26 protein-coding genes are annotated in these 24,647 nt (G+C 63.4%); 13 read left to right on the top strand and 13 right to left on the bottom strand.

Features of this window, described 5'->3' with window-relative positions; translation table 11 throughout:
* Window positions 1-10: 10 nt before the first annotated feature.
* The 7 genes from mtnA (at window position 11) to NCR35_RS26895 (ending at window position 7,242) form a co-directional block, all read left to right on the top strand.
* On the top strand, window positions 11-1,090 hold the full coding sequence (mtnA, locus tag NCR35_RS26925) for an S-methyl-5-thioribose-1-phosphate isomerase (protein WP_250536965.1): 1,080 nt from the start codon (window positions 11-13) through the stop codon (window positions 1,088-1,090).
* Complete coding sequence (locus NCR35_RS26920; protein ID WP_250536964.1) at window positions 1,087-1,755, top strand: class II aldolase/adducin family protein; 669 nt, start codon at window positions 1,087-1,089, stop codon at window positions 1,753-1,755. The genes mtnA and NCR35_RS26920 overlap by 4 nt, the downstream gene beginning before the upstream one ends.
* 59 nt (window positions 1,756-1,814) lie before the next feature.
* The gene (locus tag NCR35_RS26915) at window positions 1,815-2,933 is read left to right on the top strand and encodes a sugar ABC transporter substrate-binding protein (protein WP_250536963.1); all 1,119 of its coding nucleotides are present in this window, start codon (window positions 1,815-1,817) and stop codon (window positions 2,931-2,933) included.
* A gap of 54 nt (window positions 2,934-2,987) precedes the next feature.
* On the top strand, window positions 2,988-4,523 hold the full coding sequence (locus NCR35_RS26910) for a sugar ABC transporter ATP-binding protein (RefSeq protein ID WP_250536962.1): 1,536 nt from the start codon (window positions 2,988-2,990) through the stop codon (window positions 4,521-4,523).
* Complete coding sequence (locus tag NCR35_RS26905) at window positions 4,520-5,521, top strand: ABC transporter permease (RefSeq protein ID WP_248323863.1); 1,002 nt, start codon at window positions 4,520-4,522, stop codon at window positions 5,519-5,521. Before NCR35_RS26910 ends, NCR35_RS26905 begins: the two co-directional genes overlap by 4 nt.
* A 61-nt stretch (window positions 5,522-5,582) precedes the next feature.
* On the top strand, window positions 5,583-6,593 hold the full coding sequence (locus tag NCR35_RS26900; protein ID WP_250536961.1) for a dihydroxyacetone kinase subunit DhaK: 1,011 nt from the start codon (window positions 5,583-5,585) through the stop codon (window positions 6,591-6,593).
* 13 nt (window positions 6,594-6,606) lie between these two features.
* Window positions 6,607-7,242: a DAK2 domain-containing protein gene (locus tag NCR35_RS26895; protein ID WP_250536960.1), complete on the top strand. Its 636-nt coding sequence runs from the start codon at window positions 6,607-6,609 to the stop codon at window positions 7,240-7,242.
* Between the two features lie 33 nt (window positions 7,243-7,275).
* Here the strand turns inward: NCR35_RS26895 and NCR35_RS26890 are convergent, their stop codons facing one another.
* The 5 genes from NCR35_RS26890 to NCR35_RS26870 form a co-directional block, all read right to left on the bottom strand.
* On the bottom strand, window positions 7,276-8,025 hold the full coding sequence (locus tag NCR35_RS26890) for an IclR family transcriptional regulator (protein ID WP_248323866.1): 750 nt from the start codon (window positions 8,023-8,025) through the stop codon (window positions 7,276-7,278).
* A 19-nt stretch (window positions 8,026-8,044) separates the two neighbouring features.
* On the bottom strand, window positions 8,045-8,797 hold the full coding sequence (locus tag NCR35_RS26885; RefSeq protein ID WP_250536959.1) for an amino acid ABC transporter ATP-binding protein: 753 nt from the start codon (window positions 8,795-8,797) through the stop codon (window positions 8,045-8,047).
* A complete protein-coding gene (locus NCR35_RS26880) occupies window positions 8,794-9,438 on the bottom strand; it encodes an amino acid ABC transporter permease (protein WP_250536958.1) in 645 nt (214 codons plus the stop codon). Before NCR35_RS26880 ends, NCR35_RS26885 begins: the two co-directional genes overlap by 4 nt.
* A gap of 21 nt (window positions 9,439-9,459) precedes the next feature.
* Window positions 9,460-10,176 (bottom strand): amino acid ABC transporter permease, encoded by a 717-nt coding sequence (locus tag NCR35_RS26875; RefSeq protein ID WP_250536957.1) that lies wholly within the window; start codon window positions 10,174-10,176, stop codon window positions 9,460-9,462.
* Window positions 10,177-10,245: 69 nt separating this feature from the next.
* Entirely contained in the window at window positions 10,246-11,082 is an 837-nt protein-coding gene (locus NCR35_RS26870; RefSeq protein ID WP_250536956.1) for an ABC transporter substrate-binding protein, read from the bottom strand.
* A 265-nt stretch (window positions 11,083-11,347) separates the two neighbouring features.
* Between NCR35_RS26870 and NCR35_RS26865 the strand changes: the two genes are divergently transcribed.
* Window positions 11,348-11,626, top strand: coding sequence for a DUF3253 domain-containing protein (locus NCR35_RS26865; RefSeq protein WP_250536955.1), 279 nt, complete (start codon window positions 11,348-11,350; stop codon window positions 11,624-11,626).
* A gap of 132 nt (window positions 11,627-11,758) precedes the next feature.
* Here NCR35_RS26865 and chrA read toward each other — a convergent pair whose 3' ends face one another.
* On the bottom strand, window positions 11,759-12,994 hold the full coding sequence (gene chrA, locus NCR35_RS26860; RefSeq protein WP_250536954.1) for a chromate efflux transporter: 1,236 nt from the start codon (window positions 12,992-12,994) through the stop codon (window positions 11,759-11,761).
* Between the two features lie 75 nt (window positions 12,995-13,069).
* On the opposite strand from chrA, the gene NCR35_RS26855 reads away from it, so the two are divergent.
* Window positions 13,070-13,219 (top strand): hypothetical protein, encoded by a 150-nt coding sequence (locus NCR35_RS26855; RefSeq protein ID WP_250536953.1) that lies wholly within the window; start codon window positions 13,070-13,072, stop codon window positions 13,217-13,219.
* A gap of 394 nt (window positions 13,220-13,613) precedes the next feature.
* Here the strand turns inward: NCR35_RS26855 and NCR35_RS26850 are convergent, their stop codons facing one another.
* The 5 genes from NCR35_RS26850 to NCR35_RS26830 all read right to left on the bottom strand — a co-directional run bounded on the left by NCR35_RS26850 (window position 13,614) and on the right by NCR35_RS26830 (window position 20,265).
* Entirely contained in the window at window positions 13,614-14,828 is a 1,215-nt protein-coding gene (locus NCR35_RS26850) for an MFS transporter (protein WP_250536952.1), read from the bottom strand.
* Between the two features lie 118 nt (window positions 14,829-14,946).
* Window positions 14,947-15,729 carry an enoyl-ACP reductase FabI gene (gene fabI / locus NCR35_RS26845; RefSeq protein WP_250536951.1) on the bottom strand — a complete coding sequence of 261 codons (783 nt, stop codon included), beginning with the start codon at window positions 15,727-15,729 and terminating at the stop codon, window positions 14,947-14,949.
* Between the two features lie 11 nt (window positions 15,730-15,740).
* On the bottom strand, window positions 15,741-16,955 hold the full coding sequence (locus NCR35_RS26840; protein ID WP_250536950.1) for an acetate/propionate family kinase: 1,215 nt from the start codon (window positions 16,953-16,955) through the stop codon (window positions 15,741-15,743).
* 4 nt (window positions 16,956-16,959) lie between these two features.
* Complete coding sequence (locus tag NCR35_RS26835; RefSeq protein ID WP_250536949.1) at window positions 16,960-17,898, bottom strand: phosphate acetyltransferase; 939 nt, start codon at window positions 17,896-17,898, stop codon at window positions 16,960-16,962.
* Between the two features lie 45 nt (window positions 17,899-17,943).
* Complete coding sequence (locus NCR35_RS26830) at window positions 17,944-20,265, bottom strand: DUF3141 domain-containing protein (protein ID WP_250536948.1); 2,322 nt, start codon at window positions 20,263-20,265, stop codon at window positions 17,944-17,946.
* Window positions 20,266-20,898: 633 nt separating this feature from the next.
* On the opposite strand from NCR35_RS26830, the gene NCR35_RS26825 reads away from it, so the two are divergent.
* Window positions 20,899-22,275, top strand: coding sequence for an ATP-binding protein (locus NCR35_RS26825; protein WP_250536947.1), 1,377 nt, complete (start codon window positions 20,899-20,901; stop codon window positions 22,273-22,275).
* Here the strand turns inward: NCR35_RS26825 and hfq are convergent.
* On the bottom strand, window positions 22,227-22,511 hold the full coding sequence (hfq, locus tag NCR35_RS26820; protein WP_250536946.1) for an RNA chaperone Hfq: 285 nt from the start codon (window positions 22,509-22,511) through the stop codon (window positions 22,227-22,229). The two genes, NCR35_RS26825 and hfq, sit on opposite strands and share 49 nt — an antisense overlap.
* A gap of 361 nt (window positions 22,512-22,872) precedes the next feature.
* Between hfq and NCR35_RS26815 the strand changes: the two genes are divergently transcribed.
* Window positions 22,873-23,100, top strand: coding sequence for a hypothetical protein (locus tag NCR35_RS26815; RefSeq protein ID WP_250536945.1), 228 nt, complete (start codon window positions 22,873-22,875; stop codon window positions 23,098-23,100).
* Between the two features lie 98 nt (window positions 23,101-23,198).
* Here the strand turns inward: NCR35_RS26815 and NCR35_RS26810 are convergent, their stop codons facing one another.
* Entirely contained in the window at window positions 23,199-23,630 is a 432-nt protein-coding gene (locus NCR35_RS26810) for a PRC-barrel domain-containing protein (RefSeq protein ID WP_250536944.1), read from the bottom strand.
* Between the two features lie 158 nt (window positions 23,631-23,788).
* Between NCR35_RS26810 and NCR35_RS26805 the strand changes: the two genes are divergently transcribed.
* Window positions 23,789-24,328 carry a hypothetical protein gene (locus tag NCR35_RS26805; protein ID WP_250536943.1) on the top strand — a complete coding sequence of 180 codons (540 nt, stop codon included), beginning with the start codon at window positions 23,789-23,791 and terminating at the stop codon, window positions 24,326-24,328.
* 46 nt (window positions 24,329-24,374) lie between these two features.
* Window positions 24,375-24,617: a hypothetical protein gene (locus NCR35_RS26800; RefSeq protein ID WP_250536942.1), complete on the top strand. Its 243-nt coding sequence runs from the start codon at window positions 24,375-24,377 to the stop codon at window positions 24,615-24,617.
* Window positions 24,618-24,647: the final 30 nt, after the last annotated feature.

Here is a 24,647-nt window from a genome sequence, read left to right as displayed (position 1 = left end):
TGGAGCATGAATGAATTCGCAGCCCTTGTTTCCTGCGCTCGCGCCCACCATCGAGTGGCGTGACGGCAAACTGCTGCTGCTGAACCAGACGCGCCTGCCGCACGAGATCGTGGTAGAGCATGCCGCCGATGCCGCCGCCGTGTGGTGGGCCATTCATGAACTGCGCGTGCGCGGTGCGCCTGCCATCGGCGTGGCGGCGGCCTATGGGCTATGCGTCGCGATGCAGGATGCGCGCGCGTTGCCCGTGGCGCGGTTTCGAGCGGAACTGGAACGGCGCGCCGCGTGGCTCGACAGCGCGCGTCCCACGGCGGTCAATTTGAGCTGGAGCCTGCGGCGCATGGTGCGGCGCGCGCGCGAATGCGACGCGCAGGATGGCGCGGCGCTCTACGACGTGCTCGTCGATGAAGCGAAGCGCATCCACGAGGAAGACATCGCGCTATGCGAAGGCATCGGCCTGCATGGCATGTCCCTCATCCGGCCGGGGAGCGGCGTGCTCACGCACTGCAATGCAGGCGCGCTCGCGACCACCGGTCTCGGAACGGCGACGGCGCCCATTTACGCGGCGCATCGCGCGGGCGTCGCATTCAACGTCTTTGCCGATGAAACCCGGCCCCTGCTGCAAGGCGCGCGTCTCACGGCGTTCGAGTTGCAGCAGGCGGGCGTCGACGTGACGCTCATCATGGATGGCGCGGCGGCTTCGATCATGTCGCAGGGTCTCGTGAATCTCGTGATCGTCGGGACGGACCGCGTGGCCGCGAACGGCGACTTTGCGAACAAGATCGGCACGCTGGGCCTCGCGATCGCCGCGCGCCATTACGGCATACCGTTCTATGTCGCGTGTCCTTCTTCGACGCTGGACTTCTCGACCGCGACGGGCGAGCGCATCGAGATCGAGGAGCGCTCGGCGACCGAAGTCACGCATCTCGCCGGGCAACGTATCGCGCCGGAGAACATCAAGGCGCGCAATCCCGCATTCGATGTGACGCCGCACGCCCTCGTGACCGGCTTCATCACGGAACGAGGCATCGTCGAAGCGCCGTTCGAGCGTTCGCTCAGAAACCTCTTCGCCGCCGAAGGCAACGCGGCATGAACGCGACGGATGAGGACACGCTGCGCCGGGGCATCGTGGAGACGGCGCTCGAAATGCAACGCCTCGGCATCAATCAGGGCACGTCGGGCAATGTCAGCGCGCGTCTGGGCGACGGCCTGTTGATTACGCCGAGCGGCGTTCCGGCACGCGAGCTGGACGCCGCGAGCATCGTGTATCTGCCGCTTAACGTGCGCGACGACGACGATGTCTTTCGCGTCGAACGGCCTTCGTCGGAATGGCGTATTCATCGCGACCTGCTGCGTGCGCGCCCGGACATGCATGCGGTCGTGCACACGCACTCGACGGCGGCAACGGCGCTCGCCATTCACGGCCGCGATATACCGGCCGTTCACTACATGGTCGCGGCCGCAGGCGGCGCGTCGATACGCTGCGCGCCGTATGCGCTCTTCGGCACGCAAGCGCTGTCGGACCACGCGCTCGCCGCGCTGGAAGGAAGACGCGCGTGTCTGCTCGCGCATCACGGTGTTGTCGCGCTCGGCGCGGATCTCCCGCGCGCCGTGTGGCTCGCGCATGAAGTGGAAGTGCTCGCGAGGCAATACCTGCTCGCGTTGCAGCTTGGCACGCCGCCTATCTTGAGCCACGAGCAGATGGACGAGGTGCTGGAACGATTCAAGACGTACGGAAAGCGCAGCAAGAACGATTGAAACCCCGCGACACGACCTGAAGCTAACTGCAATGAACAACTCATACAAAGGAGACAGTGATGGCCTGGAGTTCTGCACGATTCGATAGTTGGGGAACGTTCGGCAAATCCACCGGGGCGCTGCTGCTTTGCGCCGCCGCGCTCGCGGGATGCAACAAGAGCGAAAACACATCGTCGGGCAGCGGTTCTGCCAAGAGCGCGAGCGAAAGCGCGAGCGCGCCGGCGAGTGCACCGGCAAGCGCACCGGCGGCCGCCGCGAGCGGCGCGAAGCCCAAGATCGGCTTCTCCATCGCGACGTTGAACAACGCGTTCTTCGTGGGCCTCAAGGCCGGCGTCGAGCGCGGGGCGAAGGATCAGAACTTCGACCTCGTGCAGACCAACGCGAACGGCGATGCGCAGCAGCAAGTGAACGATGCGCTCAATCTGCTGAGTCAGGGCGTGACGGCGCTCGTGCTCAATCCGATCGATTCGAAGGCGATCATCCCGGCCGTCGAGAAAGCGAACCAGATGAACATTCCCGTCTTCACGCTCGATCGCGGATCGGACGGCGGCAAGGTGACGTCCTTCGTCGCGTCGGACAACGTCGCGCTCGGCCAGACGGCGGCGAAGTGGATCGCGGAGCAGCTCAAGAAGCGATACGGCTCGGAGAAGGGCAACGTCGTCGACCTGATCGGTCTCGTCGGCACCACGGCGGCGACCGATCGCGAGAAGGGCTTCAGCGACGAGATCGCGAAGTATCCGGACATCAAGGTGGTGGCTCGCCAGGAGGGCGCATTCGACCAGGAGAAGTCGCTCAACGCGATGACCAACATCCTGCAGAAGTATCCGCAAATCGACGCGGTATTCGGCGCCAACGACGACAACACCGTGGGCGCGGAAAAAGCCATCGACAACGCGGGGCGCTACAAGCCGCTCGACGACAAGGCGCACATCATGGTGATCGGCGCGGACGGAACCGCACAGGCCCTCTCCGCGATTCGCGCGGGCAAGCAGGACGCGACCATCTCGCAGAACCCCATCAAGATGGCGGCAAAGTCGCTGCAGTTCATCGCGGACTTCAACGCGAAGAAGGACGTCCCCGCGAATTATGCGTGGCCGACCATGCTCATCGACAAGTCGAACATCGACTCGGACGCGGTCAAACAGTACGGCCTGTGGTCCGAAGAAGTGAAGCAGTAAGGCCAACCGGCGGCCGCGCGTTTTGAGGCGCGCGGCCGCGAGCGGAATGCGAACATGAAAGTCGAAACCGAACCGCGCACGCGCGCGCCTTCGAGCACGAAGGCGCCGCTTTTGCGCATGCAGGGCATCGTCAAGAGCTTTCCCGGCGTGAAGGCGCTGCGCGGCGTGAGCCTGGAATTGCAGGCCGGACATGTGATGGCGATCGTCGGCGAAAACGGCGCGGGGAAGTCGTCGCTCGTGAAGACGCTTTCGGGCGCTTACGAGCCGGACGAAGGCGACATCGAAATCGACGGCAAGCCGCTTGCGCGCGGCACGAACGCCGCCATCGACGCCGGTGTTGCCGTCATCTATCAGGAGCTTTCGCTCATCAACGACATGACGGTCGCGGAGAATCTGTTTCTCGGCCGCATGCCCGCGAGCAAGGGCTTCGTGAGGCAACGCGAGGCGCATGCGATGGCGCGCGAGGCGCTCTCGCGCGTGGGCCTCGACGACGTAGCGCCGTGGATGCGCCTCGGCGATCTGCCGCTCAACAAGCGGCAACTCGTGGAAGTCGCCAAGGCCATCGCACGCGACGCGCGCATCCTCGTGATGGACGAGCCGACCGCCGCGCTGCAAAGCCACGACATCGAGAACCTGTATGCGGTCGTGCGGCGCTTGCGCGAAGAAGGACTCGGCATCATCTTCATCTCGCACCATCTGGAAGAAGTGTTCGAGCTGGCGGATTCCGCAGTCGTGATGCGCGACGGCGCGACCGTGGGCGCGCGTCCCATGTCGCAATGGACCGAAGCCGAGCTCGTGCAGGCGATGGTCGCGCGCAATCTCGAATCGTTCTATCCGTGGGAGCCGCGCGACTACGGCGAGGTCGTGCTCGAAGTGCGCAACCTCGCAAGCGCGCCTCTGCTGCGCAACGCGAGCTTCACGGTGCGCGCCGGCGAGATCGTCGGCATTGCGGGCATCGCGGGCGCGGGGCGTACGGAACTGCTGAAGACAATCTTCGGCGCGCTGCCCGCCACGCATGGCGAGATCTTCGTGAAAGGCAGGAAGGTCTCGAATCATTCGCCGAACGAAGGCGTGCGTCACGGGCTCGTCTATACGTCGGAAGATCGCAAGCTCGAAGGGCTCGTGCTGGATGCCAGCATCGAAGAGAACATTGCGCTGTCGAGTCTCCGGGCGCTCGCGAGCGGCGGCTTCGTGCGCGGCGCGAGAAAGCGCAAGCTCGCGCAGGACGCGAGCACGCGCTTCGGCGTGCGCGCTTCGTCCGTGCTGCAAATCACGGGCACGCTCTCGGGCGGCAACCAGCAGAAGGTCATTCTCGGACGCGCCACCGCGACGAATCCCGCCGTCATCATGCTCGACGAACCGACGCGCGGCATCGACGTGGGCGCGAAGACCGAGATCTACGCGCACATGGTGGCGATGGCCCGCGCGGGCGCGGCGGTCGTCATGGTCAGCTCGGAACTGCCGGAACTGCTCGGCATGTCGGATCGCGTGCTGGTGATGTATCGCGGCAGCATCGTGACTGAAATACCGCGCGACAAGGCGGACTCCGAAACGGTGATTCAATGGGCAACGACAGGAGCAGGGGCATGACATCCACGGCAGCCAACCGGGCGGACACCGAAGCGCTGTCGCGCCGCGTGATCCGTCAACTGAGAAGCGGCATCGGGCCATTGTTCGCGGCGCTCGTCATCATCTGCGTCGCGTTGTCGATTGCATCGCCGGAATTCCTCACGACGAGCACGCTCACCAACATCATGGTGCAGGTCTCCGTCGTTGGCATCGCGGCGGTCGGCGGCACCTTCGTCATCATCACGTCGGGCATCGATCTTTCGGTGGGATCGCTCGTCGCGCTGAGCGGCATGGTCGCCGCGACCTTCATGGCGGGATCGAGCCCGGATGCGGTCGGTCTCGGCATAGGCGGGCTCTTCATTGCGCTGGCGACCGGCGCGGCGGTCGGGGCGATCAACGGCTTCGCCATCTCCTGGCTGCGACTCGTGCCGTTCATCGTGACGCTCGCCGCGATGGCAATGGCACGCGGCCTCACGCTTGCCATCTCGGACGGCCGCACGAAGTTCGACTTCCCGAACGCGTTCACCGTGTTCGGCGCGAAGGCCATCGCGGGCCTGCCGATGCCGATGATCGTGATGCTGGTCGTCTTCGTGATCGGCCACGTATTGCTGCGCAAGACCACGTTCGGTCATCAGGTGTTCGCGGTCGGCGGCAATCAGGAGGCCGCGCGCCTCGCGGGCATTCCGGTGCGGCGCGTCGTGTTTCTCACGTACATGCTCGCCGGCGTCACGGCGGCGATCGCGGGCATCGTGCTCGCGGGACGGCTGAATTCGGCGCTGCCGTCGGCGGCGAACGGTCTCGAACTTCAGGTCATCGCGGCCATCGTGATCGGCGGCACGTCGCTCGCGGGAGGGCGCGGCTCGATCGTCGGCACGTTCATCGGCGTCGTGCTGATCGGGGTGATCAACGTCGGCCTGTCGCTGCTGGGCGTGAATCCGTTCTGGACGCAGTTCATTCAGGGTGGGGTGATCTTCGCCGCAGTCCTGCTGGATGCGCTGAGCCAGCGACGCAAGCTGTGACACGCGCGACGTCAACCAATAACGCAGGACATCGAGAGACAAACCAAGGAGACACGCGAAGATGAAGAAGATCATCAACAACCCGGAAACCTTCGTCGATGAGATCATCGACGCGCTCTTGCTTGCGCATCCGAAATGGATCAAGGCGGCGAACGCGGACAAGCGCGCGCTCGTTCGCGCCGATGCGCCCCGCGAAGGCCGCGTAGGCATTGTGACGGGCGGCGGATCGGGCCATATGCCGGGATTTCTCGGCTACGTGGGCGAAGGCTTGTGCGGCGGCGTGGCGGTGGGCAACGTGTTCTCGTCGCCATCGTCGGAACAGATTCTGGAGGCCACCAAAGGCGTGAATGGCGGCGCGGGCGTGCTCTACGTGTACGGCAATTATGGCGGCGACGTGCTCAACTTCGATCTCGCGTCGGACCTCGCGGATGCCGAAGGGATCGAAGTGAAGACCGTCGTGCTGACCGATGACGTCGCATCGGCGCCGAAGGAGCGCGCGTCCGACCGGCGCGGCGTCGCGGGCATGGTGTTCGCGTTCAAGTGCGCGGGCGCGGCGGCCGAACGCGGCGGTTCGCTAGAAGAAGTGGCCCGCATCTGCGCGAAGGCCAATGCGAACTGCCGCACCATGGGCGTCGGCCTTTCGCCGACCATCCTGCCCGCGGCCGGCAAGCCCACCTTCACGCTGCCGGATGGCGAGATGGAGATCGGCATCGGCATCCACGGTGAACCCGGAACGCATCGCGGCGCGCTGCAGTCGGCCGATGCCATCGCCGAGAATCTGATGCGCCAGATTCTCGACGATCTCGCAGCACCGAAGGGTTCGCGGCTCGCGCTGCTCGTCAACGGCTTGGGCGCGACGCCGCTCGAAGAGCTTTATCTGCTGTATCGGCGCGCGGCGAAGATCGCCGAGGGCGATGGCCTGTCGATCGCGTGGTCGTATGTCGGCGAATACGTGACGAGTCTGGAAATGGCGGGGGCATCCATCACCGTCATGCTGCTCGACGATGAACTCGAAGCGCTGCTCGCCGAACCGGCGCATTCGCCCTTCTTTCGCGAAGGCACGCGTGCGTGATTAGGATGACGAAATGATTTCTACGAGACAAATGCGGGACTTGCTGTCGCACGCATTGAGTGAGCTTCCGTCTCATGCCGACGAGCTACGCGACCTCGATGCCGCACTCGGCGACGGCGATCTCGGCATCACCGTGCGCGCGGGATCGGAAGCGGTCGTCAAGGCAATCGGCGCGCTGCCCGACGAGGCCACGCTCGGCGACCTGCTGCTCGCCGCAGGGAAGGCTTTTTCGACGGCCAATCCATCGACGTTCGCAGCACTGGTGGGCGGCGGCCTGCTCGCCGCCGCGAAGACGGTGCAGGGCAAGGATGCGTTGGGACGCGACGAGGCGCTCGCCGTCGGGCGGGCGGTGGCGTCACGCATTACCGAGCGCGGCAAGAGCAAGATCGGCGACAAGACCGTGCTCGATGCGCTGGCGCCGAGCCTGGACGTGCTGGAGGCATCGCAGGGAAGCGCGGCCGATACACTCGACGCGATGATCGCCACGGCGAGCGAACGCGTCGTGGAAACGGCGAAAATGCAGTCGCAGAAGGGCCGCGCGGCGTGGGTGCAGGAGCGGAGCATCGGCCATCCGGACCCCGGCGCGACGGCCTATGTGCGTTTTCTGGAAGCGTTGCGCAAGGCGGTCGATCAGGGCGCGTCGGCGTGAATGCGCGGGCATGCGCGCGCGCGCCCCTGAACTCTATCGGTGAGAGAGCGCGCGCGCCGATTGCAGGAGGTCGTCGAGCATGGCCTGCCGGCGGTCCGGGGTCGTGTCGCGGCCTGTCATGAAGCAGAGGGCCGCGACCGGCGTTCCGGCCCGATCGCGAACGGGCGCGGCCATGCATAGGCGAAACGCGTTCGAGAGTCCCTCGGTGCAGCAGTAGCCGAGGTCGCGCGCGAGCTCGACATCGCGCATGAATGCCTGGAAGTCGATACGAACGCCGTTGTCCAGAACGAAGTCCTCCTGCGGAATCAACGCGCGGATCTCGTCGGCGTTCATGTGGCCGAGCAAGAGGCGTCCGGTCGCGGTCCACGGAATCGGCACTCTCACGCCGATGTCCGAACTGATGTTGAAAGGGCGCGCGCTGTTCTCCGATAGAACGACGGTGTACTTGTTGCCCTCCAGCATGCACAACTGCGCGGTTTCCTCGTGCTTGCGCACCAGCGCGAGAATCGATTGATGCGCGCGGCTGATCAGGTCGTTGTGCGTTGCATAGTCGGAGCCGTAGTAATGCATCTCCCGTCCGAAGAAGACGCTGCCGTCGGCGGTGCTTTCCAGCCAGCCGACTTCGGCGAGGATAGCGACGAGTTCATAGATGCTCGATCGAGGCGCGCCGGTCGCTTCGATCAGCTCGCGAATCGACATGGGGCGCTGCGCAATATGCAGTTGCCTGAACATCGCAATCACGCGATCCACGCCCCGGGCGCGCGACGATTCCATCACAGCCATTCATCCGCTCCATCGTGCGTCAATGATCGAGCACCCGATGCAGAAACTGCCGGGTGCGCTCGTTCGACGGATTGACGAAAATCTGCTCGGGATCGCCTTGCTCGGCGATGACGCCCTTGTCCATGAACACCACGCGATCGGCGGTCTTGCGCGCGAATCCCATCTCGTGCGTGACGACCACCATCGTCATGCCGTCGCGCGCGAGACCGCGCATCACGTCGGTGACTTCGCCGACGAGTTCGGGATCGAGCGCAGATGTGGCTTCATCGAAGAACATGATGCCGGGCTCGACGGCAAGCGCCCGGGCAATGGCGACGCGCTGCTGCTGTCCGCCGGACAACTGGCTCGGATAATGATCCGCGCGCTCGGCGAGCCCTACGCGATCGAGCACGTCCATCGCGCGCTTCCGTGCATCGGCAGGACTCATCTTGCGCGCCTTGATCAGCGCGAGCGTGACATTGCCGAGCGCGGTCTTGTGCGGAAACAGATTGAACTGCTGGAACACCATGCCGACGTGACCGCGTATGTCGCGCGCGCGTTTCGGGTCGTGCAGCGGTACGTCGTTGACCCAGACTTCGCCGGAATCCGCCGTTTCGAGGCCCGCCATGATGCGCAGCACCGTGCTCTTGCCCGATCCCGACGCGCCGATGAGTACGAGGACTTCGCCCGCACGCACGTCGATATTGATTTCGTCGAGCACACGCGTTGCACCGAATGCCTTGCTGACGCCCGTGAGCGCAATGACGGGCTTGTTCTGGCTTTGCTCGCTCACGAGAGCCTCCTGCGGTCATGGTGGCGCACCCACTGCGAAAGCGGGAAGCACACGACGAAGTAAATGAGTGCGACGAGCCCGTAGATTTCGACCGGCTTGCCGATCCGGTCGACAATGGCTTGTCCGCCGTGCATGAGTTCCGACATGCCGATCATGCTGACGATGGACGTGTCCTTGATGAGCGACAGATACTGTCCGACGAGCGGCGGCAGCACGATCCTTCCGGTCTGCGGCAGTACGACGGCGCTGAAGGTCTGCATGCGCGACAGCCCGAGGATCTGCGAGACTTCCCACTGGCCCCTCGGCACCGCCTCGATTCCCGAGCGGAACACTTCGGCGATATAGGCGCCCTGATAAACGCTCAGACCGACGACGCCGGCAGCGAACACGTCGATGGCATAGCCGAAGTAAGAGACGCCGAAGTAGATGAACATCAGCGTGATGAGAACCGGCGTGCCGCGAAAGAGTTCGACGTAGAGCCTGGCGATACGGTCCGTGCCCCACGGCCCGAACGTTCGCAGCACGGCGGCGAGAAGTCCGATCAGCGTGCTGCCGACGATGGCCGCGACCGACAGCAGCAGTGTCGTCACGAGACCCTGCAACAGGATCGACAGACTGGTTCGCAACAATTCGAGTGACATGATCCGGCTCCGGTTCGCGGCTCAGGCGCGGTTGGCACGGCGCAACGCGAAAGCGCCGAACCGCGCGCGCGGGGGCACGACGAGCGGCGGATGAAACAGCTTCGCGCCGAGCCGGCTCGCAACCCATGACAGCACGTTGCTCAGCACCAGATAGGCAACGAGCACGACCGCGAACGTCTGGACGTAGAGCAGCGTGCGCGAGTTGATGACCGTCGCGGTTCCGGTCAGCTCAGGCAGCGCGATAGCGGACAAGAGCGACGTGCCGAGCAGCAACTGGATCAGGTAGTTGACGATCGCCGGATAGACGGCGCGGGCAGCCTGGGGCAAGACGATCTCGGACATGATCTGTGCGCGCTCCAGACCGAGAATTGCCGCCGCTTCCAGTTGCCCGCGCGGCACCGACTGAATGCCCGCGCGAAACACTTCCGACAGATAGGCGCCGACATTCAGTCCGAGCGCGATCACGCCTGCCCAGTAGGCATCGAGCGCAATGCCCGCCGACGGCAAGCCGAAGAACACGATGAAGATCTGGAGAAGCACCGGCGTGTTGCGGATAACTTCGACGTACGCCCGCGCGAGAAAACGAACCACGCCGAGCGGGGACATGCTCGCCAGCGCGGCCACGAGGCCCAGAAAAATCGCCAGCACGAACGCGAGCAGCGTGACCTGCAGAGTCAGCCAGCCGGCTTTCAGGAACTCTGGAACATAGCCCCACAGGGTCAACCACTCATAGCTCATGTCCTTCTCCCTTTCGGATCTATCGGTCCTATCGGTCCGTCGTCGGCCGGCGATTCAGTCATGGGCTGCTCAGAATTGCGGATTGAGCGGAAAGCGCGGATCGACGCCGAACCACTTCTTGTAAAGCTGCGCGTTCACCTTCGACGCATTGATGTTGAAGAGGAACAGATTCAGGTAGTTGAGCCACGCCTGATCGCCGGCTTTCACGCCGAACGCGTTGTACTCCAGCGGCACCAACGCTTCGTTGGTCACGGTCAGTTCGGGGTCGAGTTTCGCCTGATAGGCGAGGAAGTTGTTGTCCTCGATCATCGCGTCGGCTTGCCCTTGCTTGACGGCGAGAATCGCGGCCTGCGAACTGTCGTATTCCTGAATCTTGACCTGCATGTTCAGCGAGCGGACTTCATCGCCGTTGGTCGAACCTTTCACGGTCGCGATCGTGCGGTTAGTCATGTCCTTTACCGACTGAATACCGCTGCTCTTCTTGACCAGCAGCGCTTCGCTCGCGACGACGTACGGCGACGTGAATTCGATGACCTTCGCGCGTTCGAGATTGCGGGTGAAGTTGCAGAAGACGACATCCACCTTGCTCGTCTGCAGATTCGGAATGCGGTTGGCGCTGGTCGTGTTCACGACTTCGAGCTTGACGCCCATCTGCCGGGCCAGCTCTTTCGCGAGATCGACGTCATAGCCGTCCGGCTGGCCGTCCTTGTCGTAGAAGCCGAACGGCGCGAAGGTCAGACAGTCGCCCACGCGCAAGGTCCCGCGTTGCAGGACCGCCTGCAGCGTCGAGGAAGTCGTTGCCGCAGGGCTTTCGGCTGGGGTGGAGACCTTCGTGCATGCCGACAAGGCCACCGTTCCGACGACGAGGAGAGCGGCCGCTTTGCCGCGTAGAGCAACGAATTTCATATGCAGGTCCTGATTCCAGGGTGGACGAGGGACCGGTTCCAGAACTGCATCCGAAAGGCACCGGAGTTTGTGGGTGGTGTCCGATATACCGGACGGGCATCTGACTGTTTGGATTCGGGATCAGTGTTGACCGAGAGAATTTCGGCGGCAAGCAGCCTAATTACGGATTGTCTTGAGCTTTTTGGTGAGATACGGGCTCGATCGTTGCGATGTGTCGAACTGAATCGTTGCGGTCCTGCCTGCTCTCGAATATTCCGTGATAGAGATGAGCGTATCGAGATCCGACATCGAAGATTGCGTGCTGCGCCTGCTTCGGCAGCGCGCCGCGACTTCCTCTATCTGTCCGTCAGACGTCGCGCGCGCCCTGGCCGCCGATGAAGCCGCGTGGCGCGCGCTGATGCCTGCCGTCAGGCAGGTCGCCTCGGCACTGGCGCGTGAAGGGCGCATCATCGTCACGCAAGGAAGCGCAACCGTGCATCCGGACGCGATCAGTCACGGGCCTATCCGCTTGCGACGCGGGCCGACGTTCGAGCAAGCAGAGTGATGCGCAGCGTGGGTTCGGATTGCGTCATCTAAGACGCAGCCGATGACGTACGTGCAACCGCGGTCATCGCAGCGAATGCGCGGCAAGCGTTCTACGGACGCCTTGACGGCGTTCCCGCAAACTGGCCTCATTTCAATGCAGAACGCCTTGCGCGATTCCCGCCAGCGCGCAACCGATCACCACGATAAGCGGCGGAATCTTCCAGCGCACCAACAGGAAAAAGCCGATGACCGCGATCGCGAAGTCGGACGCGGTATGCACGGCGCTGGTCCAGACCGGCGAGTAGAGTGCTGTCGCCAGTAACCCGACGACGGCCGCATTGACGCCGGACAACATGGCAGCCATCGACGGCCGGGCTCGCAGCGCTTGCCAGTACGGCAAGGCCGCCAGCACGAGCAAGAGACCGGGGAGGAAGATGCCGGCGGTCGCGAGCATCGCTCCCCAGGCGTGACTGCTTGTCCCGCTCATCGTCCAGCCGAGAAAGGCAGCAAAAGTGAAAAGCGGGCCCGGAACCGCCTGTGCTGCGCCGTATCCCGCGAGAAAGTCGTTCGACGATACCCAGCCCGTCGCCACGGTTTCCTGCTGAAGAAGCGGAAGGACGACGTGACCGCCGCCGAACACGAGTGCGCCCGAACGGTAGAACGCATCGAACAGGCGGATTGCGTGCGTGGGATCGGTCGCGATCAAGACCGGAAGTCCGAAAAGGAGAACGCAAAACATGATCAGCGCGATCGCGCCGGCTGCGCGCGGCACATGAAACGCCTCAGCGTGTTCATGAGTCACAGCGCGGCTTTTCGCCGTGGCTTCGCGGCACAGCGCAATGCCGAGCAGCGCGCCCGTCACGATGACGACAAGCTGCGCGTAGACGGTCGTCAGCGCTGCGAGGATCGCGATGCTAGCGAGCGCGATGCCCGCCCGGCGATGATCGGGACACAGGCGCCGCGCCATGTCCCATACGGCTTGCGCAACGACGGCAACGGCGACGAGTTTGAGCCCATGAATCAGGCCGCTGCCCACCGGGCCGCCAAGCGAAGGCGCGAGGATCGCAAAGCCGATCAACAGTGCGACAGACGGCAGCGTGAATCCGCACCACGCGGCGATCCCGCCGAGCCAGCCCGCGCGCAGCAAGCCGATGGAGAAGCCCGCCTGGCTGCTGGCCGGTCCGGGCAGGAATTGGCAGAGACCGACGAGATCGGTGAAGGTCTCGTCGCTAAGCCAGCGGCGCCGCTCGACGAACTCGCGGCGGAAATAGCCGATGTGCGCGACAGGCCCGCCGAACGACGTCAGGCCGAGCTTCAGGAAGACCAGAAGCACCTCGAGCGCAGAGCCTGGCCAACGCCGGCTGGATGTGAGACTGTTTGTTTCCATCAAGGGCATGCAATCATCGAGTCCAACAAGCGCGACGGGAGGCACTGCGCGGCATCAGTCGCCGTCGCGAACATCATGGCGATCGTCTCGAATGGGGTGTGCATTGTTATCGGCGCGTTCAAGATCGGCGTCGTCACAGAGTTGCTCTGCGAGCCGGTACCGGACGGTTATCTTAGCGGCATTCCGCTGGCGCTGGTCACAGGCAGTTGCCTCGCGTGCTGGTGACACCAATTCAGTAATTGATCGCGCGGGCGATGCCACGTCGGCCATTTTCGTACCACGAGGTCGGCCCAGCCGGAGTCAATTGCACAATAGACCTGCTGGAAATAGCCCGCCTGAGCCGCGACGTCCCGCAGCGATCGCAGGAATGCGCGCGTGAAGGCCGCACTGGCTTCAGCAGACCCAGCGGGTCGCGGTCTTGTCGACCACGATGACGGCATATCCGCAGGGGCTGACGCGGTCGAAAGTGTCGAGGTGAACAGCATGCGCATAAAACGCTCGCTGGTGCTTCCAGCGCCCGGAACGACGAACAGTTGCAAGCATGCGCTTGCCTCGCGGTCATGGTCGTGCCCGGGCGAGCGGTCGAAGCGTCGATCCCCGCATCGTCATTCAGCGGTCGTCACCGAAGCCGACGTCGGCGGCCGGAGCAAAGCAGCAATATCGTGGCGACGCAAAACCCGGCACCGACATAGAACGTCGCTGCGGGACTGACTCGATCCCATATCGCGCCGGCAACGGTGCTGGATAGCAACGTAACGCTCCCGCTGAACAAGTTGAAGAAGCCGAACGCCGTTCCGCGCGAGTGAGCCGGCGCAGCGTGCGCGACCATGGCCGAGAGCAGGCCCTGCGTCATGCCCATATGCATGCCCCAAAGCGCGACACCCGCGACGACCACGCCCCAGTGCGTCCCCTGCGCGAGCACGATGTCGGCGGCGATGAGAACGCCGAGGCCGCCGATCAGCAACCGGGTATGACTGACTCTGTCCGCGAGCTTGCCGAATGGGTAGGCACAGAGAGCGTAGACCGCATTCATGGCGACCAGGACGAGAGGAACGAGCGCCGTGGGCACGCCGCTTTGCATCGCGCGGAGAACGAGAAACGCTTCGCTGAAGCGCGCCAGCGAGAATACCGCGCCCACGGCGACGACCCACCAATAGCCGCTGCCCATTTCGACGAGCGTGCGCCAACGGATCGATTTCGCGCCTTTCGCGTCTTTCGCGTCCTGCGCATAGTGCGTGTGCGCGGGTTCCTTGATGCCCGTGACGAGCAGCGCAACGGCGAGCAATCCCGGTATGACCGCGATCCAGAATGCAAGGCGATAGTTGTCGGACGAGACGAGCATGATGCCGACCGCGAGCAGCGGGCCGAGGAATGCTCCGACAGTGTCGAGAGACTGACGCAATCCGTATGCAGCGCCGCGCAGATGAGGCGGCGTGACGTCTGCAACGAGCGCATCGCGCGGCGCGCCCCGGATGCCTTTGCCGACACGATCGATGACACGGGCGCCGATGACGACGCCGATCGTCGGCGCGATGGCGAAGAGCGGCTTGCTCAATGCCCCGAGGGCGTAGCCGGCGACGGCGAGCCACTTGCGATTCCGAAGGTAATCGCTCAGCGCACCGGAGAACACCTTGACGATGGGCGCGGTGGCTTCCGCGAGGCCTTCGATCAGGCCGATCGTCGTCGCGCTGGCGCCGAGTCCGACGAGCAGGAACATCGGAAGCAGGCTATGGATGATTTCCGACGACACGTCCATGAGCAGGCTGACCCATCCGAGCACCCAGACGCTCGGCGGTATCTGGCGAAGAATACGTTCTTTCGGTCGAATTTCCATTTTGTCGCGCCAGGTCGTTTCGTCCAGGCACTGCTTCAGCACCTGGTCATATTCGACGATGATCGCGAATGTTAGTTCGACCGCGTCAGCGCGGTTCGCAAGGACGGCTGGAAGTTCGTCACGCCATGATGTTCACGCCGCCATCGATATACAAGGTCTCGCCCGACAGGCGGCGCGCATAAGGCGTCGCGAGAAACGCGCAGGTGAAGCCCACATCCATGATGTCGACGAGTTCGCCGAGCGGCGCGCGCTGGGCCGCCTCGGTCAGCAGCACGTCGAAGTCCTTCAGACCTGAGGCGGCTCTCGTCTTGAGCGGACCCGGCGAGATGGCGTGCACCCGTATGCCCTTCGGCCCCAGTTCATAGGCGAGATAGCGGGCGCAGGCTTCCAGCGCCGCCTTGACCGGCCCCATGACGTTGTAGGTGGGCACCACCTTGTTCGCGCCGTGATAGCTCATGGTGAGCATGGTGCCGCCGTTTTTCATCAGGGGTGCGGCCAGTCGCGCCATCCGTACGAACGAGTGGCAGGAAATGTCCATCGCACGGGCGAAGCCTTCGCTGGAACTGTCGAGCAACTGGCCCTGTAAGTCCTCCTTGGGCGCCCATGCAATGGAATGGACGAGGATATCGAGTCCGCCCCATTCCTTGTCGATCCGTTCGAACACGTCTTCGAGTTCGGTCTGCCGCGATGCATCGAGCGGCATGAAGAGAGAGGCGTCGAGGTCTTTCGCAAGCGGCTCGACATAGGGTCTTGCCTTGTCGTTCGCATAGGTGATCGCGAGCGTCGCGCCGAGTTCGCGAAACGCTTTCGCGCATCCGTATGCAATCGAATGTTCATTCGCGATGCCGGTGATGAGCGCCTTTGCGTCGCGGAGAATGGGCTGCGGCGAGGTCGGTGTCATGAGAGCATCCTTCAGGCAGGCAGAGGCATGGTGTCGCCGGACGACGCCGTTGCGTTGATCGCCGCGAGCGTATGCTGGCCGATCATGAGTTCTTCATTGGTCGGTATGACCCAGACGGTCGCCTTGCTCGACGCCGCGCTGATGCAAGGGCCGCCCGAAGCGTTCGCGGCATGGTCCAGTTCGATTCCGAGCCAAGCGGCATCGCGCACCACGCGCTCGCGAATGATGCTGGCGTTCTCGCCCACGCCGGCCGTGAAAACGAGCGCGTCGATGCCCTGCATCGCGGCTACGAGCGAGCCGAGTTCGCGGGCGATCCGGTACGTGTACATGTCGATGGCAAAGCGCGCGCGCGGCGCGTCGCTCGCGAGCAGCGCGCGCATGTCGCTCGACATGCCCGACACGCCGAGCAGGCCCGACTGCCGGTAGATCAGGTCTTCGATCTGCCGCGTGTCCATCTTCAGTTCGGACATCAGGTAAAGGATCACGCCAGGGTCGAGGTTGCCGCAGCGCGTGCCCATCAGCAGGCCGTCGACAGCGGTGAAACCCATCGTGCTCGCGACGCTCTTGCCGCCTGCCATCGCGCACATGCTCGCGCCGTTGCCGAGATGCGCGACGACCGTGCGGCCGCTCGCGGCGGCCGGCGCCAGGCGCGGCAGCACGCTCGCAATGTACTCGTACGAAAGGCCGTGGAAGCCGTAACGGCGCACGCCCTTTTCGGTGATCGAGGCGGGCAGCGCATAAGCCTGCGCGACTTCGGACGCCGAGCGGTGAAACGCCGTATCGAAGCAGGCGACTTGCGGCAACTCCGGGCGAGTACGCGCGATGATGCGGATCGGACTCAGGTTATGCGGTTGATGCAGCGGTGCGAGCGGCACCAGTTTGTCGAGTTCGTCCAGCACCGCTGGCGTCACTCGCACGGGGCCCGCATACTTCTGGCCGCCATGCACCACGCGATGACCGACGGCAATAAGACGATGCCCTTCGCCGTGGCTGCGCAGGAACGCGCCGATATGCTCGATCGCGCCCTCGTGATCGATGCCGGCGTGCGCGCCCATGTCCTGCGTCGTCGCGTGACCGGCGTGGTCCGTCGCGCTGAAACGCGGCGCTGTGCCCAGTCCGTCGACCTGTCCGCGCAACACGAGATGCATCGTCGTGCCGTCCACGCCGAAAGCGCGGAACTTGATGCTGGACGACCCCGCGTTCAGTACCAGAATGACGTCGGCCATGACGCTACCTCAACACGTTGTTGGGCTCGCGCCTCGCCTGCGCCACGAGCGTGGCGACCGCGCACGAGGCGAGGCGCGTGAGCAGGGCGTCGGCGCGGCTCGTCAGAATGATCGGCACGCGCGCACCGAGCACGATGCCGGCCGCGTCCGCGCCCGCCAGGAACGAGAGGCTCTTGGCGAGCATGTTGCCCGCTTCGAGATCGGGGACCATCAGCACGTTGGCGCGTCCGGCGACCTGCGAATCGATCTGCTTGATTCGCGCGGCTTCGAGATTGATCGCGTTGTCGAGCGCGAGCGGACCGTCCACCAACGCGCCCGTCACCTGGTGTCTGTCCACCATCTTGCACAGCGCGGCGGCTTCTATCGTGGACGGCACCTTCGGATTCACGGTTTCCATCGCCGAGAGAATGGCGACGCGCACTTGCTCGAAGTGCAGCGCGTGGCCGAGGTCGATAGCGTTCTGCAGAATGTCCATCTTCACGTCGAGCGACGGCGCGATGTTGATCGCAGCGTCGGTCACGATCAGCGCATGCTCGGTCTGCGGCACATCCATGACGAAGCAGTGGCTGATGCGCCGCTCCGTGCGCAATCCCGATTCGCGGTTGACGACCGCACTCATCAGCTCGTCGGTATGCAGGCTGCCTTTCATCAACGCTTCGGCCTTGCCCTCGCGCACGAGTTGCACGGCGGCCGAAGCCGCGGCGTGACTGTGCGGGGCATCGACGAGCGGGTATTCCGCAATGGAGATGCCGGCTTGCGCGGCCGCTGCTTCGATGCGCTCTTTGGGTCCGACCAGTTTCGGCGCGATCAGCCCCATGCGCGCCGCTTCCACCGCGCCTTGAATGGAAGTCGGATCGCACGGATGCACGACCGCCGTCTGCAACGGGGCCAGGCTTTTGCAGAACTCGATCAGCCGTTGATACTTCGCGTGGTTGTTTTCCATCGTGCCTCCATCGAGAAGATGACTGCATGCGATACCGCGGGCAAGCTACGGCCGTGCGAGTGCAGCGGCGGTTCGGCCGCGCGCGGGCTTCGCCGTGAGAATCTCGCGGATGCGGTCGAGCATGGCCCGCTGCGCGTCGGTCGGACTCGTGCTTTGAACCCGTTCGTCGGTCATCAGCGCGTCGAGCAGCGTGACGAAGCGCGCGCGATCGTTCTTGTCGGCGATGAGCGTCGGCAACGTTGCGAGCGCCTGTTCAGGTTCGAAGCTGACGATGATTTCCTGCTCGCCCCGAATGCGCCGCCATTGATCGGGCGGCACTTCCGGAAGGTAGTCCGCATACGCCTGCGCCAGCTCCTTGCGCGTGATGAGCCGCGAAAGCGGCAGGGGTTCGCCCTTGCGTGCAAGAAGCGCCGCTGCGCGCGCAATGGCTTCCGTATAGCCGCCTTCGCTGATCGCCGCTAGCGCGTCCTTCACGAAGGGCAGCTCGCGCGGCGGCGCGCCGGTCTTCGCCGGGCTCTCGGCCGGCGCCTTGTGATCGGCCAGATACAACGAGAAGAGGTTTGCGTAGATCGTGAAGAAAGCCGCTTCCATGCCGGCGTCGCGCATGGCCCGGTAATAGTCGAGCGAAGCGCTGATCATCTCGGAGCCGGTCGTCTCCACTGCGCACCACGGGTTATCCGGCTTCGCGGGCTGGCGGTTGGCTTTCACGGCGCTGGCCGCCGACGGCAGCCACGCGAGCCACGGATTCAGGTCCGAAAACGCCCAACGCTGAAAGCGCAGCGGATGGAAGGCGCGCAGCATGCGGGCTGTCGTATCGTTCGACATCGACTGCACGAACGGACGCCCGAACAGTTCATAGGCACGCTGGTTGAATTCGGAGATCTGGGCCACGGCCTCGAAGGGCTTCTCGTCTTCGCGCTCGAAGCGGTTGAAGTGAGCCGCCACTTCTTCGAGCCGATACTCGCGAAACTCGACCTCGTATTCGGGTTGGCCGTCGGTGCCTTCGCGTTCGGTTATGGACATTCCGTACAGACCCGGCGCGAACGATTCGATGGCTTCGAGCACGGAGACGATCTGCGTGTGCTCCTTCTTCGCCACTTTGCCCGACACGAAGATGCCGAGATGGCCGATATGCTGATGCATCAGACCGACGATGACCTGGCCGCGCGCCTTGATTTCCTCGGTGCTGCCGTACAGGTCCGCGACCCAGTTGAAGGCCTGTTGCGGCGGCGTGATGTTATCGCCCAGCGACGCGAACAGAATGATCGGCGAGCGGATCTCGCGCAGATCGAATGCCTTGCCGCTTGCGCCTTTGACATCGCCCGACCAGAGCTTGTTGCCCACGAAGAGGTTGCGCGTGATCCACTCGATCTCCTCGCTATTCATCAGATAGTAGTCGCCCCACCAACGTTCGAAGTCGAGAAAGCGCGCCGGTTCCGTATCGATGTTGTGATACAGGTGGTAGTACTTGTCCCACAGCGTGTTGGCCGGATTGAGGTTCTCGAAGTTCTGCACCAGATGCGCGCCGTCGAACTTGCCGGCGCCGAGGTCCGCGGCGAACGACGCGAGCCACGAGCCGCCGAGCAATCCGCCCGCGTAGCGCATCGGGTTGTCGCCTTCGCCTTCGCTCCACGCGCCGCTCCAGTAAGACATCGGCGCGCCGTTGATCACGATGGGACCGGTGTCGCCAGGGTCGGAAGCAGCGAGCATCATCGCGGCCCAGCCGCCCTGGCAGTTGCCGATGAGCGCGGGCTTGTCACTGTCCGGATGCAGCTCGCGCACCCGCTTCACGAACTGTTGCTCGGCCACGCAGACGTCGAGCAGTGTCTGACCCGGTTCGGGGTCGGGAAAGAAAACGACGAAATACACGGGATGTCCCGCTCGCAGCGCGACACCGGCTTGCGAATCGTCCTTGAAGCCGCCGATGCCCGGGCCATGTCCCGCACGCGGGTCGATGATGAGGTACGGGCGCTTGCGTGCGTCCACGGTCACGCCGTCTGGCGGTGTGATCTTGAGAAGCGCGTAATTGACGGGTCTCTCGAACTCGCGGCCGTCGACGACGACCTCGTAGTCGAAGTGAAGCACCGGTTTCGGCTCCTGCCGGCTTCGTTCGTAGAATGCGGTGCCGCGCTCGCGCAACGTATCCCAGAACATGACGGAACGCTGAATCAAGTCGAGCCCGTAGGTCCAGGTGTCCCAGGGAGTAGGAACACGCGCATTCGTGCCGGGCGCCGTGCCGCCTTGGCCGAGGGCGGCGTGCAACCGATCGGTGAAGTCCTTCTGCGCGTTTTCGGTGCGTGCCTTGAGGATGCGCGCAATCTTCGTGTTGATCTCCCGACTGCGTGACAAATGGTTTGCTGCGTCCATGACGTAGACCTCTCGATCGAAGAGCGGGGACAGCAGTGTGCGACCTGAGTTTTGCGCCAAGTCGCGGCATGAATTCTGAAGTTAGCAGCGGCCGATGACGATTAGACTAAAGCCGCATACGCGGACCGCCAACCGCCGAGTGCAACGACCTTGAGATACATCAAGCTCGCGCGCATTGCAATGCGACGCTGGCCGTGTGTAGCAATGCCTTACTTATGCCGGAAAATGAAGCTGCAATTGAGCTATTGCAACAGGCCTCGTGCGAGTAACGCAAGTCTGTTTAGTCCCGACGTCCGGGTATATTTGTCTTCAACGCGCCGATCGGAAGAGTACTTGGATATGTAGTTAGCCTTATGGCTCTGTCGTAGGGAGTCACTACTTAAGTAGAAGGCGGTGCCGAGCGCAGATGCAGATTGCCTCGCCACTGTAAGGCGTCCTACGATATCCCTGTGCACCGAAAGCAGGATAGGAGTCGTTTTCTCAGCCTCTGCGTGCATCGAGAAGAATGCCGACGCCACGCCGGCGGCCACCACGGCGAATGCCATTTGCGCCTGCTTCACGTCTCGACGAAGAGCGGACGCAGCTACGAAGGAGTCGCAGCGGACTAACGCTCGTTGCGCGCGGCGAGAGTCTGTGAAGCACGAACACCATTTCGGCTCCGCCACGTCTTGGCATAGCGGCTGCTATGCAACGCTGGTTTCACGTCGTGATGACCAGACAATGAGCGAAAAGAATAACAATTCGCGTGCCGATAGGGACATGTATCTTGGTCTCTCGGACTACATCCGCGCCGAGGTAAACGGAATCGTCGATGAGTTCGCTGAATTCGCGCGAGACCATTTGCCGAGCGCGAAGCGGCTCACGCCCACTGAGTTGCGCGATACGGCCGCCGATTTGCTGAGGCACGTAGCCGATGACATGGAGTCGCGTCAAAGCGAGGCAGAGCGGTCCGGCAAGAGCCGTGGCGACTCGCCGCAGAACTCCCCTCCGCTTACCGACGACGCCCGGAGTCACGCACGCGACCGCCTCGCCGCCAGCTTTTCGATGACCGAGCTGATGTCCGAATTCCGCGCTCTACGCGCCAACGTTCTCAGGCGATGGCGCGACGCCAATGTCGGCGATCCTGCGACTGCTGTCGAAGAAGTCGTGCGCTTCGACGAAGCAATCGATCAGGCGTTGACGGAGTCCATCGCCTGGTATGCGTCGCAGACCGATCGCTCGCGCGAACTCATGTCCGGCATGATCGCGCATGATTTGCGCAACCCGCTCGGCGCCATTGTGATGTCGGCGCACTATCTGTTGCGCAGCGACTCGATATCCGGTCCAGAGATGAAAGCAGCGGGCCGTATTCTCAGCAGCGCAACGACGATGGAAAAACTCGTAGGGGACTTGCTCGACTTTACGCAGGTGCGCATGGGCGGAAATCTTGGCATGACGCCCGTGAACACGTCCTTGCGTGAGATCTGCACGAACGCCGTGGAGGAACTGCGAGCGTTTCACCCTGATCGCACCATCGACGTCGATGTACGAGACTCCATCGACGGCTATTGGGACCGGAACCGGCTGCACCAGGTGATCTCGAACCTGATCGCCAACGCACTCGGTCACGGCGCGGCAGATTCCCCGGTGACTGTCAGCGCGGCCACAGAAGGCGCATGCATGAGGCTCGATGTTCACAATCTCGGCGATCCGATACCGGCCGAGAGCCTCTCCGATATCTTCGATCCGCTCAAGCGCCTGCCGCGCACTGGCCCGCATCCGCGCCCGTCGACGGGCGGCGTCGGGCTCGGCCTTTTTATCGTGAAAGAAGTCGCGCAGGCGCACGGTGGATCGGTGACGGTGGCATCTTCTCGCGAGGCCGGGACCACCTTCACCGTCAGGTTGCCGAGGACGCCGTCGGCAGGCGGGGCAGCCGCCGAACTGATAAGCCATGAACGGATTGCCGCAGCCTGCATGTGTGTTTACGGCACCCGTCGCCCGGGGCGCGAGCGTCGCTCCGGGCGGTCATGACGCTCGTGGCGCTCGGAGTGGTGAGGGCGACCCTGATCCTCGCTGATCGTCGAAATCGCTCGCTTGAAGATCGCCTGCGGGCCGGTCGCGGCATTCAGATAGACCATGTACGTATCGAATGACTGAATCTCGCCTGTCAGCTTGATGCCGCTGACCAGGAAGACGGAGACGCGCTTTCGCTGTTTTCGCAGCGCATTCAGGAACTCGTGCTGCGGGGTTGAAACGGCGTCGGACATGGTCGCCTCAGTCAGTGAATCAAAGGTTGGCGGTCGTGGTTGCGCGGCTCGGTAGGTGACATCTGCATGGTCGCTTTACGTCACCCGAACCGCTGACGATTCATTATGGACACGGCCAAAAAAAGCCCGCTCGGAAGCGGACGGCAATGCATATCTTCGACGACGGCCTCACGAAAAGAATCATGTAAGAGCGCACTGTGGAAGTGTAAGGAAACGTTAAAGTGCTGCATAGACGAAATTGGCATCGGTAATATCACCCTCGGTTGCAGAGATCGAATACGACGACAGGCTAGTAAACGCCCACGCACATGAAAGGCATCGTTGAATGCCGACGCTTTCCAGAACCTGAGAGACGAAAACGATGATCATCTACCACGGCAGAGCAGCCTTCGAACCGCAGGTCACGCGCAACGGCAACGCCTTCGTCGCCACCGCGTCGATCCTCGGCGAAGACGGACATTCGACGTCGCTCGGAAAGTGGGGATTGTTCGCCGACGAAGATTGCGCGATGCAATTCGCCATTCGATCCGCAACCGCGTTCATCGAAGGGGATGAATTGCCGGTGCCGCCGGCTCATCTGCCGGCTTGACGTGCTCCGGTCAAATGGGCCGGGCCGATTCAGCTAGTTGCAACAGAAGCGCCGGTCACTGATATTGGCCGGCGCTTCTTACGTGACGACGAACGCGATTACTGCGTCTCTTTCAGCTTTCGAGGCTTGGCCGGCGCCTTCACCTTGTTGTACTCGAATTCCGGCGTGTTCTTCAGCGCCTCCTTCGTCGCGCCGGGCAGATAGAAATTGCCGTCGCGCAATTCCAGCGACGAGATCGGGACCGCCACGTCATGCGTCGCGACGCCGAGGAAGCCACCGGTCGAGATGATTGCAGCGGAGACGGTCGCATCCGGCGAGATCACCAGGTCCATGATGGAGCCGATCTTCGCGTTCTCGTTGTTGTACACGGCCTTGCCGAGAATGCTCTTCTTCGTGCTCCAGCCCTGCAGCAACGCCTGAGATTGCTGGACAGTGACACTCAGAGGCTGTGTCCCGGCGACCTGTGCGTGAGCGCCAAGGCTCACAGCGCCGATAGCGGTGGCGAGTACGAGGCATCGCAGCGATTTCATTAGTGTTCTCCAAGTTGTTTGGCTGGACCCTGTTGCAAGGAACAGGCCCAGTTCCTTGCGTCCGCCAGCCGGTCGTACTCCGCCGCCAACCGGTGGCGCGTCTCTTGCGTAGTTGTCGCGCTAGTTCAGTGTAACCGTGGCTGCGGGCCACGTTCTCAATGAGCAAAGGGGATGAGATGAGCGACATCGAGCGAGATAACAACGAAGCGCGGTCCGTGCAGCCGGAAGACGCAATGGAGCGACGCGCGCTCTTGCTGCATTTGGGCGATGTGGTCGAAGCGATCGGCTGCGTGCTGAAACTCTCCGATCGCCATAAGACCATCGGTGAGGCTGCCGCTAGCGAGGACTCGCTCGCGGACTTGCCGCTACTGCGCTTCGTCGCGCCGGAGTTGACGCCGCACGACTTCGCGGCGCGCGCCGCGACCGCGTACTTCCTCTGGACCAAGGAATTGCTCGAAGCCACGCTCAACCGGAAGCTTCTTGCGCACACGGTTCAGCACGACCTGTTCGCAGGCAATCAGGCCGGCTGGGACGCGTACGTCGAAATGATGAAGCTGCAAGTGCCCTGGTTCGGCGATGATCTCGGGCCGGTCAGCGAGGCGCAAGCCGAGCCTGCGCGGACAGAAATCTGGCCACCGGCGCAGACAGCCAACAGCGATGCAGTCGTGCCAACGCATCCGGTCGAATCAACGAGCTAGATAGCTATGAATAGCTGCTGAGGATCGGTCGGTGGGAGAGGTGGACATGAACCTCGAAGACGAAGAGAGAGCCCTCTGCGAAGCCAACGATGATCTGCACGAAGCGGACAAGCGCATACAGGCTCAAATGAATCTCTTGAAGGAGATGGAGCGGGACGGGCACGACACTTCCCAAGGTGTCAGCCTGCTCGCCGCGATGCGCGAAGCTCGAAAAGCCATGGAGGGTCACAGGGACCGGATACTGCAAACAATCGACCTGCTCAAGAAAGGCAAGATCAAGCCTCGCTGAATGACGCCGAGCGAGACGCTCGGCGTTTGC

This window comes from Caballeronia sp. AZ10_KS36 (assembly GCF_023631105.1).
Taxonomy (GTDB): domain Bacteria; phylum Pseudomonadota; class Gammaproteobacteria; order Burkholderiales; family Burkholderiaceae; genus Caballeronia.
The sequence above is the reverse complement of the archived record's forward strand: the minus strand, read 5'-3'. Positions and strand labels throughout refer to the sequence as shown.

Bases quoted from the DNA above. Each gene is read 5' to 3' on its own strand.
- mtnA (WP_250536965.1), top strand. From the start codon at position 11: ATGAATTCGCAGCCCTTGTTTCCTGCGCTCGCGCCCACCATCGAGTGG.
- NCR35_RS26920 (WP_250536964.1), top strand. From the start codon at position 1,087: ATGAACGCGACGGATGAGGACACGCTGCGCCGGGGCATCGTGGAGACG.
- NCR35_RS26915 (WP_250536963.1), top strand. From the start codon at position 1,815: ATGGCCTGGAGTTCTGCACGATTCGATAGTTGGGGAACGTTCGGCAAA.
- NCR35_RS26910 (WP_250536962.1), top strand. From the start codon at position 2,988: ATGAAAGTCGAAACCGAACCGCGCACGCGCGCGCCTTCGAGCACGAAG.
- NCR35_RS26905 (WP_248323863.1), top strand. From the start codon at position 4,520: ATGACATCCACGGCAGCCAACCGGGCGGACACCGAAGCGCTGTCGCGC.
- NCR35_RS26900 (WP_250536961.1), top strand. From the start codon at position 5,583: ATGAAGAAGATCATCAACAACCCGGAAACCTTCGTCGATGAGATCATC.
- NCR35_RS26895 (WP_250536960.1), top strand. From the start codon at position 6,607: ATGATTTCTACGAGACAAATGCGGGACTTGCTGTCGCACGCATTGAGT.
- NCR35_RS26890 (WP_248323866.1), bottom strand. From the start codon at position 8,025: ATGGCTGTGATGGAATCGTCGCGCGCCCGGGGCGTGGATCGCGTGATT.
- NCR35_RS26880 (WP_250536958.1), bottom strand. From the start codon at position 9,438: ATGTCACTCGAATTGTTGCGAACCAGTCTGTCGATCCTGTTGCAGGGT.
- NCR35_RS26875 (WP_250536957.1), bottom strand. From the start codon at position 10,176: ATGAGCTATGAGTGGTTGACCCTGTGGGGCTATGTTCCAGAGTTCCTG.
- NCR35_RS26870 (WP_250536956.1), bottom strand. From the start codon at position 11,082: ATGAAATTCGTTGCTCTACGCGGCAAAGCGGCCGCTCTCCTCGTCGTC.
- NCR35_RS26865 (WP_250536955.1), top strand. From the start codon at position 11,348: ATGAGCGTATCGAGATCCGACATCGAAGATTGCGTGCTGCGCCTGCTT.
- chrA (WP_250536954.1), bottom strand. From the start codon at position 12,994: ATGGAAACAAACAGTCTCACATCCAGCCGGCGTTGGCCAGGCTCTGCG.
- NCR35_RS26855 (WP_250536953.1), top strand. From the start codon at position 13,070: ATGGCGATCGTCTCGAATGGGGTGTGCATTGTTATCGGCGCGTTCAAG.
- NCR35_RS26850 (WP_250536952.1), bottom strand. From the start codon at position 14,828: ATGGAAATTCGACCGAAAGAACGTATTCTTCGCCAGATACCGCCGAGC.
- fabI (WP_250536951.1), bottom strand. From the start codon at position 15,729: ATGACACCGACCTCGCCGCAGCCCATTCTCCGCGACGCAAAGGCGCTC.
- NCR35_RS26840 (WP_250536950.1), bottom strand. From the start codon at position 16,955: ATGGCCGACGTCATTCTGGTACTGAACGCGGGGTCGTCCAGCATCAAG.
- NCR35_RS26835 (WP_250536949.1), bottom strand. From the start codon at position 17,898: ATGGAAAACAACCACGCGAAGTATCAACGGCTGATCGAGTTCTGCAAA.
- NCR35_RS26830 (WP_250536948.1), bottom strand. From the start codon at position 20,265: ATGGACGCAGCAAACCATTTGTCACGCAGTCGGGAGATCAACACGAAG.
- hfq (WP_250536946.1), bottom strand. From the start codon at position 22,511: ATGTCCGACGCCGTTTCAACCCCGCAGCACGAGTTCCTGAATGCGCTG.
- NCR35_RS26815 (WP_250536945.1), top strand. From the start codon at position 22,873: ATGATCATCTACCACGGCAGAGCAGCCTTCGAACCGCAGGTCACGCGC.
- NCR35_RS26810 (WP_250536944.1), bottom strand. From the start codon at position 23,630: ATGAAATCGCTGCGATGCCTCGTACTCGCCACCGCTATCGGCGCTGTG.
- NCR35_RS26805 (WP_250536943.1), top strand. From the start codon at position 23,789: ATGAGCAAAGGGGATGAGATGAGCGACATCGAGCGAGATAACAACGAA.
- NCR35_RS26800 (WP_250536942.1), top strand. From the start codon at position 24,375: ATGAACCTCGAAGACGAAGAGAGAGCCCTCTGCGAAGCCAACGATGAT.